Raw genomic sequence first — 12,274 nt, 5'->3', positions numbered from 1 at the left:
CTCCTTGTGGTGAAGCCGCCCGAAGGTCCCCCCGGCCCTGAAGGCGGCGGTCGGTGACAGGCTCATGCGCCGGCCACCTCCTTGTGGTGGAGGCGGGCCTCGCGCCGTGCGATCGCCTGCCAGCGGGGCGGCCGGGTGATGCCCGGGCCCGGCAGCAGGCGGGGAGTCAGCTCCTGCCCGCGCGCGCTGTCGTCGATCTGCGCGAGCTCCTGTTCGACCTGCGCCGCGTCCTTCTCCTCCGCCATGCCGATCGGGCCCTGCATCCGGCCGTTCAGGAACTGCCGTACGACGGGCTCGTCGCTGGTCAGCAGTTCTTCTCGCGGCCCGAACATCACCAGCTCGCGGCGGAACAGCAGCCCGATGTTGTCCGGCACCTGGCGGGCGGAGGCGATGTCGTGCGTGACGATCAGGAAGGTCGCGTCGATCTGGGCGTTGAGGTCGACGATGAGCTGGTTGAGGTAGGCCACGCGGACCGGGTCGAGACCGGAGTCGGGTTCGTCGAAGAGGATGATCTCGGGGTCGAGGACGAGCGCCCGGGCCAGCCCGGCCCGCTTGCGCATACCGCCGGAGATCTCACCGGGCAGTTTCCCTTCCGCCCCGATCAGCCCGACCATGTCCATCTTCTCCAGCACGATGCGCCGGATCTCGCTCTCGGACTTGCGGGTGTGCTCGCGCAGCGGGAAGGCGATGTTGTCGTACAGGTTCATCGAGCCGAACAGCGCGCCGTCCTGGAACAGCACGCCGAAGAGCTTGCGCACCTCGTACAGGTCGTGCTCGCGGAGCTTGGTGATGTCCCGGCCCTGGATCGTGATCGAGCCGCGCTCCGGCTTCAGCAGTCCGACGAGCGTCTTGAGGAACACCGACTTGCCCGTGCCCGAGGGGCCGAGCATGACCGAGACCTCCCCGGCGGGCAGCGTCAGCGAGACGTCCTGCCAGATGACCTGGTGACCGAAGGACTTGGTCAGCCCTTCCACACAGATCTCGACACCCATCCGGTCCACCCTTCAGCCCATGGAGCAGCTCTGACATCTGCTCTACGGGGAGGGGCTGGGCGTCCGTCGCTCGTGTGGCGGTTTTTTTCGGACGGGTTTCCGGGCGGCGCTTTCGGGTGGTTGCCGGGCGTGACTGCCAGGGCGCGCTTGCGGGCGGTTGCCGGGAAGCGCTACCCGGGCGGGTTTCCCGGCTGCGCTACGGAAGCGGGTTCGCCGTAAGACCGGGGAACGAAGGGGACGGTGTGTCGGAGGCCTCAGGGGATTCCGGGACGGCGGTGTCCGTCATGCCCCTCGTGTCCGCCACGTCCGTCGGCACGGCGGAGTGCTCCACCGGCAGGTCGGGGACCTCGGGCACCTGCGGGACCTCCGGCGCGGACAGCCCGGGCAGCGGCGACACCGGGACCTCCGGAACGTCCGGGACCCGCGCGACGACCGGGACCTCCGTCAGCGACGGCACGGACAGAGGGAGGAACGATGCGCCGACGGGAGCCCCGGCCGCCCCGCGCTCGCCTGCGGCGGCCGTCGGCTCCGTTTCCCGAGGCGTACGGCCCTCGCCGCCGCCGTCCTCCCGCATCGTCTGCGCGTCCGGTGTGGCGACCGTGGGCCGAGGCGCCGTACCGCCACCGCCTCCACCGCCGTCGAGGGCGTACGGCAACACGAACCCCGCCACCGCGAGGGACGCCGCCGTCGAGGCGACCCCCACGGCCTGTGCCCTGCCGACCCCGCGCGGCCGCCCCCAGCCGATCAGGAACAGCGCGAACCCGAGCGTGGCGGCCAGCGACTGCCGCAGCGTCCGCCGGGCCCGGGCCAGCAGCGACTCGACGGTCCGGTAACTCAGTCCCATCCGGACGGCGACCTGGCCGACGTCCAGGTCCTCCGACTTCAGCCGCAGCGCCTCGGCCTGCCGCGCGGGCAGCTCACCACTGCGCACCGCCAGCCACTTCGCCTCGGCCCGGTCGCACACCACCTCCTCGACGGGCACCGGACCGGGGGCTATGAGCGTCGGGCTGGTCCGCACCTCGGCCTCGCGGTTCACCTGCCGGTAGCGGTCGACGCACAGGCGCATCGTCACCGTCGTCAGCCAGGCCGCGAGCCGTTCCTCGTCCAGGTCGGGCCGCTCGGCGGCGCGCAGCATCGCCTCGTGCACCGCGTCCTCGGCGTCCTCCGGGCTCATCGACCGGCGCCGGGCGACCTTGAGCAGGTGCTCGCGGTGGCTCCACATACGCCGCCACCGCTCGTCGGCCGCGGTCACCTCCGCAGGTGTCTCTGCGGGCATGTCCGCAGGCGTGTCCGTCGCCATGAGGGCCCCTTCGCGCTCACCCACCGGTCTCGTGCTGTCCGGCGGGGGGCGACATTACCGCCCGGTATCGGCGGCTGTGGAGGGGGAGACGGTCATCGAGTCCGCGCTGTTACTGGTGAGTGGGGCGCCGCTGGGCAGCAGGTTCTCGCCGGGGAGCTCCATGTCCGGGTGGGGGACGGGGAGTTGCGGCTCGTCCGGCTTCCCGGGCTCGGTGGCCGGTCCGTTTCCGGCCGGGGCCGGGGAGACGGGGGTCGACGGCGTACGGGACGGCGGGGCACTCGGCCGGGCGGAGGGTGTCCGCGACGGCTTCGGTGTGGTGGCCGGCCGCGACGGCTCCGGACGCGCGGAGGGGGACCCGGCGGAGCCGTCCGGCACCACCCGGTGCCCTTCCACGAAGTAGGTGTACCAGGCCCTGACCGTGCGCAGATAAGCCGTCGAGTGGTTGTAGCCGAGGATCGCGCGGTCCAGCTCGGCGGGGACGGACAGGTCCCGGCCGCCGGCACACAGGTACCGTCCGGCTGCGAGTGCCGCGTCGAAGACATTGTTCGGATCCGTACGCCCGTCGCCGTTGCCGTCGGCACCCCAGCGGGCCCAGGTCGACGGGATGAACTGCATCGGCCCGACCGCGCGGTCGTACGCCGTGTCCCCGTCGTGGACGCCGCCGTCGGTGTCCCGGATCAGCGCGAAGGCCACGCCGTCCAGCCGCGGCCCGAGGATCGGCGCCACGGTCGTACCGTCCGACGTGACCCTGCCGCCCCGCGCCTGTCCCGACTCCACCTGCCCGATCGCCGCCAGCAGCTGCCAGCGCAGCCGGCAGCCGGGCGCCTCGCGCGCGAGCCGGTCCTCGGCCCGCCGATAGGCGGCGAACACGCTCGCCGGCAGCGCGCCGCCCACCTCCGCCGCGGCCCCGCCGCCCGCGGGCTTTCCGGTCCGCAGCGGCGGCAGCTCGGTGCGGTACGGTGCGTCGCCGGACACGCTCGGCCCGTCCTCGGCCGGTGCCTGACCGGGCGCCGGTGCGGAGGCCCGCGCCGGGACCACCCCCGGCGCCTGCGACGCGGTGAGCGCCGCCATCGCCGCCACCACGACCGCCGTACCCCTGACGCGCTTGCCTCTGTGCCCTGCCACGTCCTGTTCCCCTCCCTGCGAGCTTCTCCTCGTCTGCTCTACGGGGGAGGGTGGGGGGTCCGTCGCGGGGATTGTGCACGGTGCCGCTACGGTTTCCGCAGAGGGGTGACGACGCTGCTCACCGCTGAAAGGCCTCCAGCACGTCAGACGGCAACCACCCTTGTCCGGTGCCGTACTGCACTGGAAGAGAACGGCTCCGTCACCCAACGCCGAGCACGGAGCCACCACGGTCGCCGAGGCCTTCGCCGCCGCCTCAACACCGGGGCTGCCATCTGATCCTCGCCCTTCGCCGGTTCACCGACCTTGCTCGCGCCGGGCTGCCGGCCCACCTGGTGCGTCACCGCCGGCCGTCCTGACCGACCGGCAACTGGCGACCGCATTCCACGCCGAGTACCGTCCCGTCACCCTGCTCACGTCACTGCGCCCAACCAGCCGCGACCTCACGGTTCCGCTGTCCTCTGCGTCCTGAGCGACGGATCCGGCCCCCACGCTGTGCGCGCGTTCGTCTCATCGAACATCTGAAACCCGGATGAAGTCGGGCATGCCGCGTATTTCAGGGGTTATGCACGCTCGATGCTGTTTCCTGTGGATGCTGCTGGAGTGCGCAGAGCGCATGGTCTCGGCGAGATGGCGGCCCTTGGACGGAGACGGCCGCCGCGTCCAAAATTGATCTACGCCAACTGACCCGTGCACTAACGTGGTTACCCGCTGCGCACCTTCCCGGAGGGTACGTCGGCGGAGCTTCAAAGGTGCCTGTCCTCGGCGACGAACTGCGAATGGTTTCCACTGCTTGTCTCACGCGGTGTGACTGCGGATGCCCGGTAGGGCGATCCCTGCCATTCCCAGCTCACGCTCAGGAGTGGAGACCGATGAACCCCGTTGAGTACAAGCCTGCACGTCGTGACCGGATTCGCCAGATTCTGGTCGACGTCACGGTGGGAGTCATCACCAATCTGGTGGTGGCGGCCCTGGCCGTGGTGGCGCGCCTGGTCTTCTGACCGGCAGGTGGCGGGCCCGGGAGCCCGCCACTCCCCTACCGGCAATTTCAGAAGAGACGCATCTCTCCGGGCCTGTCCTTCTTCTGACGCTTTCTGCGACGGCGCCGTCCTCGGCCGGGGCGCGGCAGATGCGGCTGTCGCGCCTGCTCCGGCAGGTTCTCCCAGGTGGGCCGCAGGCCGTGGATCTGGACGTCGCCGACGAGTTTCTTCAGGTAGTCCCGGGTCTCCTCGTCCGTGGAGTAGAGCACGGTCGCCCGGCTCGCCCGGGTCAGCAGTACGTGGTACGCATGCCGGACGAGACGCGCGAACTCGTCGTCGTCCACGCTCTTCGGCTTCACCTTGGGATCGAACGAGCCGGGAACGGCCACCCGCTTGACGCCCGCTTCCTTGTCCGCCCGCTCCTTGCCCCGACGGAACACCCAGCGATCGCCCCGGCGCACCATGTCCTCACCCATGATCACGCCGCACCAGTCCCACTCCAGCCCCTGCGCGGTATACACACAGCCGATCTGACCGATGCCATTGTCGTGCACAGACCATATCTTCGAAGGCGGTACGGTCTTGTTCTCGCAGAAGGATTCGCTGTCCGCATTCCACGGCCGGTGCCAGTCACCGATGCGCACGTCGGGTTCGAGTCGCTTCTCCGCACCCTGGGGTTTCGTCCAAGGCCAGCAGTAACCGGCGACCATGCGCGCCGATGCTCCCGCCGCCGCCTCGGAGCGGATGATCCGTTCCAGTTCCTCCGGGCTGTCGACGACCTCGACGTGCATCAATCCGTCCGGGGTCCACAGCTCCGGCTTCGCTTCGGACACCCCCAGTGCACCGCGTACCCAGCGGATGTAGGCGTCGCTGCCGCCGCACCGGAACTGTTCACTGAGACGGCAACGGACCAGGTAGGCGTCGTAGCGTCGGGCGGCATCCTCCACGAGAGCGGCTGTGCCGACCTCCTGCGGGCGCACCGACTGCCCCTCGTCGAGGAAGAACACCGTCAATCGGGAGGCGTCGAGGAGCTCGTCCACCTGCGGCTTGGTGCCCCAGTCCGCAGGCTTCCAGAAGCGATTGGTGGAGCGGTCGCGCAAGCGGTGGGCCTCATCGCAGATCAACACGTCCAGCGGCGGGTCGGGCGGGGTGACGAAGTTGCTGAAGTAGGTGAAAGTCTCCTTGAACTCGCGGTCTCCGTACCCGACATGCTCTTGCAGGGCACCGTTGAAAGCGCGGCTGCCGCTCGCGTACTTGACCGTGCGGCCGTCGGCCTCCAGTTCGGCCTTGAGCTGGAGGCCGATAGCGCTCTTGCCGGTACCGGCACCTCCCGTCACGAGGAACACAACCCGCCGTTCGTCGGGGAGCAGCGCGGGCTGCTGGGGGTCGGGAAGCACCTTGGCGGCAGTCTCGAGGATCTGGTCCGCCACCTTCTTCTGCCGGCCGCGCAGAGTGAAGACCGTGTCCTCGCCATGGGATCGGATCATGGCGTCGAGAAGCGGAGTGTTGCGCAGGCCCATGCTCCGTAGAAGGATCTCGGCCGCCGAGTCGGCGCCGTCGGCGGCGAAGCTGCTCCGCAGGTCCGACAGCAGCTGGGCGCGGCGGTCGTTCGTGTAGACGCGGGCGTAGGAACCGGTCGGCGCGTCCACGCCGACCAGCGGGAGCACGGAGGCATCGGTGGCGTTGTGCAGGTAAGCAAAGCCGCCGCACTCGAAGTCCAGCCCGTGCAGCGGGCCTCGATCGCTCGTGAATGCCTCGTAGTACTCACGCAGTTGTAGCGCTGGGTGCTTCTTCTTCCCCATGCCCGGGACATGCACCAGCTCTGCGGTGACTTGCTCCACTCGGGTCACCGTCGACCAGCGCTTCAGCTCGACGAGTTGGACGGACAGCCCGTTCTCTTCGGGATGATGGCCGACTAGGACGACGTCGATGAGCCGGGGTTCACCGGCGCGATCGGTCTCGTCCAGCGTTGCCGCGCACTCGACGATCATTTCGACGTTCCCACGATCGGCGGCGACCAGATCCTCGGCAAGATGCACCAGGCTCTCGGCCCAGGCCGAACGTTCGCTCAGCGAAGCGTCGGTGCGGAGGAAGTGCTTCCACCTCGCGGCGAGATGGGGCACCATGCGACGTCGTGAGTTCAGGTTCAGCAGATCCCGCGCTGCCAGTTTCAGCAGGAGCATGGACAAGAGGTGGATCCCCCAGGGCACGAGTGACTCGTGCGGATGGGGGCATGTCCACGTGGGAAGCCCGTCGGACCGCAATGACGTCTCGGATCCTAAAGAAGTGATCACCCATCCCCATGCATAGGACACGGCGGTCGGCTGGAAGCACCTGCATCATGGCCGGATAACCACGCGCTCACCGCTGCAGGAGCGGATCCGTGGTCGTGACGGACCGTGGCTCCGGTCGGTCCGAAACCAGTGCCCGTAGCTTCTCCCGGGTCTCCGGATCGGTCGAGTACACGATCGTGCCTACCATGCCCCGCGTCAGCAGCACCTTGTACGTGTTCCGAATGAGTCGGTCCACATCGGCGTCGGGTGTGGACTTCTTGAAGACCGGGTCTTTGGACGCCGTGCGGTCGGTGATCCAGCGGTCCCCCCGCCAGACCAGGTCCGGGCCGATGATGACGCCGGACCAGTCGTACTCGAACCCCTGAGCTGTGTAGACGCAGCCGATCTGCCCGAAGCCAGCGGGGTCGGTGGCCCACAGCGCCGACGGGGGCGCGCCGGAGACCGACCGGTCGCCGCGCAGGTTCCAAGGTCGGGCCCAGCCCCCGATGAGGACATCCGGAGGCAGTGGCTCGCCGGGCTTGGGCTCGGGGGACCACCGCCAGCAGTAGCCCGCAGACATGCGGGCACCGTACTTTTCGGCGCGGCGGGCGTCGAGGAACGCCTCCATGTCCTCGGGGCTGTCTGCGATCAGCAACTGCATGCGGTCGTCGGGCTCCCACATGACCGGGCCGCCGGGCTCGAGGCCGAGGAGCCGGACCACCCAGCGCAGGTAGGCGTCGCTGCCTCCGCAGCGGAACTGACTGTCCAGGGGGACGACCTGACAGTCGATGCCGCGTCTGGCCGCGGCTGCCCGGATCTCGTCCACCGTGCCCATCTCACCGGGACGCACCACCTGATGCTCGTCGAGGAAGAAGACCGGCACGTGGGCGACGTCGATGAGCTCGTCGATCTGAGCCTTGCCGGTCCGCAGTGCCGCTCGGGTGTAGCGGTTGGCGGAGGTCTCCCGGATCCGGTGCGCCTCATCACAGATCAGCGCACCCAGGCTGTTCTTCTCCGCAGTCATGAAGCTGTTGAAGTACTTGAACAGGTCCTGCACTTCCCGTTTCCGGGCACCGGCCACTTTTCGCATCGTCTTGGTGAAGGACTGCGAACCGGTCGCGTGGACCGCGCTCACACCCCTCCGGTACAGCTCACCGAGCAGTTGGAGGGCGATCACGCTTTTTCCGGTACCCGGGCCGCCGGTGACGACGACTACCTCCTTGTGGTCGGCGCGCTTCGCCTTCTCCACCGCGTTGAGCACCACCCGGTAAGCGACCTGCTGCTCATCGAGGAGGACGAACTGCTGTCGCTCCCGGACTTCCTGAGCTGCAACGGACATCAGCTGCTTCGATGGCACGGTCGCGCCCGCGAGCAGTTCATCGGCCGCATGAGCACCAGGGTGCTTGTCGCTCAGCTTCGACCGGAGGTGCTCCAGGAAGGCACCGCGACGCTCCCCCGTGAAGAGCCGCCCCTGCTCGTCTCGTTCGATCTCCCGCAGCCCCGCCACACCGAACTCAGTGGCATTGTGCAGGAAGGCGACTCCCTGGATCCGCTCGCCGTGCTCGGCCACCGCGCCGTTGAAGTTGACCAGATAGTCGCAGTACCGCCGGACCTGCTCGATCGGATTGAGTACAGGACGCGCATAGGCATCGACGTGGCACAGGGTCGGGTCGTCCTCGTGCGGAACCGCCTGACTCCACTGTTTCAACTCGACGACCACGTAGGACGGATCCAGCGTGACGGGGTGAACGCCGGCGAGGACCACATCGGCGCGCTTGCTGTTCAGCGGGAGCGCGTACTCCAGCATGACCTCGACATTGCCCAGGCCGGCGTCGTTGAGCGCAGCTGCCAAGACGGGGATGCTGCGTTCCCAGGAACGCAGCTCCGAGGCGCCGGGCCGGTAGCCGTGCATGTGAACGAACTGGTCGGTGAGGTGCAGGAAGAGTGAACCGTCGAGAGCCATGACGGCGACCGTGTTCGCGGACGCGCGGAACAGCAAGGACTTCCCCCAGGCAGCACGAAGTGACTCGTGCGGGTGGGGGCATGTCCTTCAGGACTCCACCGAGGTGGAGCGGAAGCCCGTCGGGCCGCGTTGACGTGTCTTCGAGGGTACCTGGCAGCGCTCACCGTCGTGCCGGCGGTCACCGGCGGCGGCATCTGACGCCGCGCCGGCTCAGCGGCCCTCCGAGGGATATGAGAGAGCGCAACCGATCAGGAGCCCTCGGCGGGCGTCTAGCCACCCTCCGACTCGATCAATGTCCCGGCGGCGATCAGCACGTCGATGTCGCCGGTCAGCGCGTCCCGGATGTCGGCGCCGAGCCGCGCGTATCCGAAGGAGGTCACCGGTGCGGTCCGCCCCAACAGCAGTGTCAGGAACTCGGCTTGTCGGTGGACGCGGGGTCCTTGCCGGGCTCCGCGGGTTGCTGTGTGAAGACCACGAGGTGCCAGGTGCCGTCCTTCCGCGTTACGGTGAAGGTGTCCCGCATGGCCTTTCCGGTCTTGTCCTCGGCCGTCAGGCGGGCTGAGCCGGTGTCCGGGCCCATGTCCTGCTCGACCTGCACGTTCTTGATCTTCCACCCCCGGCCGCCCCGGTCCGCGAGGATCCGCTCGGCCTCCTGCCTGGACCACTTCTCGTCCTTCACGCCCCCGACGTCGATCAGTCCGGCGACGCTGCGGGAGTTCAGGGCGTCCACGTACGCCACGACGGCCTCGCGGGCCCCCACGGACGATTCCGAGGCCGAAGGGGCCGAGGGGGCCGAAGGGACCGAAGGGCTTGAGGACTTGTTCTCGTCATCACCGGACGAGCAGCCGGCCGCGAGGGCCAGAGCGGCCATAGCGGCCGGCACGGCCAGAAGATGTCGACGCTCCACAGCGCACTCCTATGTGGTTCCTGTGAGGGGGGCAGCAGCCTGTCAGGTGCGGTGCGCGTACCACCAGGCACGCGGATGGTCCGACAGGAGCTTCTTCAGGCTTTTGTTGTGGGTGTCGCTGGTGTGGTACGTCAGGTATGGCGTACCCCGGTACTTCTTCGTGACGATCATCGTGTGGTCGATGTTGTTGTCGCGGCCCCAGTCGGCCTGGAGAACGTCCGCCTTGGCCATCTTCCACACGTTGTCGAGGATCCTGGTCCGCTTCGAGTGCTTCTTCGCGAACCAGTACCAGTTCTCCGCAGCCGCCCATGTGTAGCTGGTGGTCCACTTCGTCGGCCCGTAGAACCAGTACTTGTCGCTGGGCCTCTGGATGATCGCGCCGCCCTTGGGGCCCCAGCTGCCGGCATGCATCGCCTGGGAGACGAAGTTGGTGCAGTCGGTGCCGTACGTGCGCCAGGCGCTGTTGTGGTGCTTCCAGTACCTGTCCGCGTAGGCGACCATCTTCCCGTAGCTGTAGCGGCTGAATGCCATCGGCTTGGCGCCGGAATCTTCGCCGTCGCCGTCCCCGGGAAGTGGAGCAGTGCCGGAAGCGGCGTCCTTGTCTCCCTCGTCCTCGTCCGCCTGTCCGCCGCCGTCGTCGGGGCCGTCAGCGGCGTCCACGTCGGACACCTGCGTGGTCGGCGTGGGACCGCCCTCCGTATCGGTCTTGTCGGACGACAACAGCCAGGTGCCGTCGGAGCCCTGGGTGAACTTCACGGTGTGCGGGACGGACAGTTCCTCGTACTCCGGGGCGCCGTCCGCGACCTCCTGCGGCGTGAACGGGAGGTAGAGGCGGGTCTGCTCGGTGAGCCGGAGCGTTGCCGACTGGCCGGTGACGGAGGTGTCGGTCACCTCCACTTCGACTTCGGCCTTCGTGTAACCGCCGTCGACCCCCTTGTAGCGCTTGCCCTTTTCCACCAACGCGGCGAGATCATCCTGCACCTGCGCGGTCATGGAGCGCGTGGCCTCGACGCGGGCGGTCGCGGCTCTGGCCGTCGGACGAGTCGTCGTCAGCATGTCGGCCCGCTGCTGCAGATAGCCTTCGGCGAGGTGAGTGAGAGCAGTGGTGTCGACGCTCGCCGACGAGGCCGCCGCCGGGGACGCGGGTTGGGCGTCCGCCGGGGTACCGGTGAGCACGAGCATCGTCGCCGTGGCCGAGGCGGCGGCTCCGGTGAGGACACGTCTGTGACGCGCAGTCCGCATGAAATCCCCCTTGATCACGGCTGACTGGTCGGGTCAGCCCGCGGGTCAAGAGGTCCCGTTCGGACATCGCGTTCCTGTGCGGCGCATTCCGGATCCTGGAATGTCCGATTCCTGATCACGGGCGGCGAGAGCTGGGTCCGAGCGGACGGAGGGACCGGGGCAGGGCCATGGGGCAGACGAGTCGGGCTGTACGCCGGGTTCTGTTCCCCGGGACCTCGCGGTCGTCGGGGCGACGGCCATCCATCTAGGGCCGGTGTTGCCGCCGGCCTCGTGCGGTCTACCCGCGGACTCGGGCGGGCAGCCCTCGATCGTCCGCGCAGAGACACCGAGGTGTCTCCTCTTGACCTTGCTCCGGGTGGGGTTTACCTAGCTGCCTGAGTCACCTCAGGCACTGGTGGTCTCTTACACCACCGTTTCACCCTTACCGAGGACCGAGGTCCCCGGCGGTCTGCTTTCTGTGGCACTGTCCCGCGGGTCACCCCGGGTGGCCGTTAGCCACCACCCTGCCCTGTGGAGCCCGGACGTTCCTCGGGAAGCTCCCCGTCAGGGGGACTCCACGCGGCCGTCCGCCCGGCTCGTCTGCCGTGTCGACCATGGTACCCGGCGGATGGCCCGCTTCGGCGCCGCGGCCGCCGTGGCCAGTACCGAGCCCGCCAGGATCAGAGTGAAGGCGACGCCGATGCCGAGCGTCAGCTTCTCGTCCAGGAAGAGCGCGCCCGCGGCGACCGCCACCGCCGGGTTGACGTACGTGATCACGCCGGCCCGGGTCGGGCCGACCTCCTTGATCAGCTCCAGGAAGGCCACGAACGCGATCGCCGTGCAGACCACGCCCAGGCCGGCGAGCGCGGCCAGGACCTCGCCCGAGGGCATCGTGGCCGGCCGGGTGAGGAAGGCCGCGGGAGCGTAGACCACGGCGGCCAGGGTGAGGCAGGGGGTGATCAGCTGGAGCGTCGGGACGTTCTTGAGGTGCCGGGCGGCGATCAGCGGAGCGGTGGCGTAGCCGACGACCGTCACCAGCACCTCGGCCAGGGACCGGGCGTCACCGCCCGTGAGGTGCGGCAGGGTGAGGACCGTGACGCCCGCGAGGCCGAGCGCGAGTCCGGTGGCACGGCGGGCGCCCACGTGTTCCGCCGCCCCGAAGAAGCGGGCCAGGAGCACGGCGACGATCGGCACGCCCGCGATCAGCAGCCCGGCGGTGGAGCTGGACAGATGACGTTCGGCGTCGGTCAGGGTCCACCAGGGGCCCACGATCTCGATGACGGCGAAGGCCAGCATCGGCTTCCAGTGGGTCCGGACGGTACGGCCGAAGCCGCCCTGGCGCAGGGCGAAGGGAAGCAGGAGCGCGGCGCCGAGGGCGCAGCGTGCGAACACCACCATGGACGGGGACAGTTCGTCCACCGCCACCTTGATCATCAGGTAGGGGACACCCCAGATCACTCCCATGAGGGAGAACAGGAACCAGCCGCGTGCAGTCATGCGACGAGTCTCGGCCGTG

8 protein-coding genes, 1 other RNA gene and 1 pseudogene are annotated in these 12,274 nt (G+C 69.0%); 1 reads left to right on the top strand and 9 read right to left on the bottom strand.

What is annotated here, in order from left to right; translation table 11 throughout:
• Positions 1-62 precede the first annotated feature (62 nt).
• The 3 genes from ACIQU3_RS27835 to ACIQU3_RS27825 all read right to left on the bottom strand — a co-directional run bounded on the left by ACIQU3_RS27835 (position 63) and on the right by ACIQU3_RS27825 (position 3,363).
• On the bottom strand, positions 63-992 hold the full coding sequence (locus tag ACIQU3_RS27835; RefSeq protein WP_403732014.1) for an ABC transporter ATP-binding protein: 930 nt from the start codon (positions 990-992) through the stop codon (positions 63-65).
• A gap of 196 nt (positions 993-1,188) precedes the next feature.
• Positions 1,189-2,292, bottom strand: a complete 1,104-nt coding sequence (locus tag ACIQU3_RS27830; protein ID WP_403732011.1) for a sigma-70 family RNA polymerase sigma factor — start codon at positions 2,290-2,292, stop codon at positions 1,189-1,191.
• A 54-nt stretch (positions 2,293-2,346) separates the two neighbouring features.
• The gene (locus ACIQU3_RS27825; RefSeq protein WP_403928337.1) at positions 2,347-3,363 is read right to left on the bottom strand and encodes a lytic murein transglycosylase; all 1,017 of its coding nucleotides are present in this window, start codon (positions 3,361-3,363) and stop codon (positions 2,347-2,349) included.
• Positions 3,364-4,286: 923 nt separating this feature from the next.
• Here ACIQU3_RS27825 and ACIQU3_RS27820 point away from each other — a divergent pair.
• The gene (locus ACIQU3_RS27820) at positions 4,287-4,415 is read left to right on the top strand and encodes a DUF6408 family protein (RefSeq protein WP_403928252.1); all 129 of its coding nucleotides are present in this window, start codon (positions 4,287-4,289) and stop codon (positions 4,413-4,415) included.
• Positions 4,416-4,462: 47 nt separating this feature from the next.
• Here ACIQU3_RS27820 and ACIQU3_RS27815 read toward each other — a convergent pair whose 3' ends face one another.
• From ACIQU3_RS27815 to ACIQU3_RS27790, 6 genes and pseudogenes are all read right to left on the bottom strand, one after another.
• On the bottom strand, positions 4,463-6,577 hold the full coding sequence (locus ACIQU3_RS27815) for a DUF2075 domain-containing protein (RefSeq protein WP_403928249.1): 2,115 nt from the start codon (positions 6,575-6,577) through the stop codon (positions 4,463-4,465).
• Between the two features lie 178 nt (positions 6,578-6,755).
• Complete coding sequence (locus ACIQU3_RS27810; RefSeq protein WP_403928246.1) at positions 6,756-8,666, bottom strand: DNA/RNA helicase domain-containing protein; 1,911 nt, start codon at positions 8,664-8,666, stop codon at positions 6,756-6,758.
• A 370-nt stretch (positions 8,667-9,036) separates the two neighbouring features.
• On the bottom strand, positions 9,037-9,390 hold the full coding sequence (locus ACIQU3_RS27805; protein WP_403928245.1) for a hypothetical protein: 354 nt from the start codon (positions 9,388-9,390) through the stop codon (positions 9,037-9,039).
• Between the two features lie 189 nt (positions 9,391-9,579).
• The gene (locus ACIQU3_RS27800; RefSeq protein WP_403928243.1) at positions 9,580-10,779 is read right to left on the bottom strand and encodes an amidase domain-containing protein; all 1,200 of its coding nucleotides are present in this window, start codon (positions 10,777-10,779) and stop codon (positions 9,580-9,582) included.
• 173 nt (positions 10,780-10,952) lie between these two features.
• Positions 10,953-11,357: RNase P RNA component class A (gene rnpB / locus ACIQU3_RS27795), an RNA gene on the bottom strand.
• Positions 11,358-11,475: 118 nt separating this feature from the next.
• Positions 11,476-12,192, bottom strand: a pseudogene (locus ACIQU3_RS27790) (DMT family transporter); the annotation flags it as partial.
• Positions 12,193-12,274 lie beyond the last annotated feature (82 nt).

The sequence above is a fragment of the Streptomyces sp. NPDC101110 genome, assembly GCF_044759525.1.
Lineage (GTDB): Bacteria > Actinomycetota > Actinomycetes > Streptomycetales > Streptomycetaceae > Streptomyces.
Note: the sequence above shows the minus strand (reverse complement) of the source record. Positions and strands in the feature narration are given on the sequence as shown.

Bases quoted from the DNA above. Each gene is read 5' to 3' on its own strand.
- ACIQU3_RS27800 (WP_403928243.1), bottom strand. From the start codon at position 10,779: ATGCGGACTGCGCGTCACAGACGTGTCCTCACCGGAGCCGCCGCCTCG.
- ACIQU3_RS27820 (WP_403928252.1), top strand. From the start codon at position 4,287: ATGAACCCCGTTGAGTACAAGCCTGCACGTCGTGACCGGATTCGCCAG.
- ACIQU3_RS27815 (WP_403928249.1), bottom strand. From the start codon at position 6,577: ATGCTCCTGCTGAAACTGGCAGCGCGGGATCTGCTGAACCTGAACTCA.
- ACIQU3_RS27835 (WP_403732014.1), bottom strand. From the start codon at position 992: ATGGGTGTCGAGATCTGTGTGGAAGGGCTGACCAAGTCCTTCGGTCAC.
- ACIQU3_RS27825 (WP_403928337.1), bottom strand. From the start codon at position 3,363: ATGGCGGCGCTCACCGCGTCGCAGGCGCCGGGGGTGGTCCCGGCGCGG.
- ACIQU3_RS27830 (WP_403732011.1), bottom strand. From the start codon at position 2,292: ATGGCGACGGACACGCCTGCGGACATGCCCGCAGAGACACCTGCGGAG.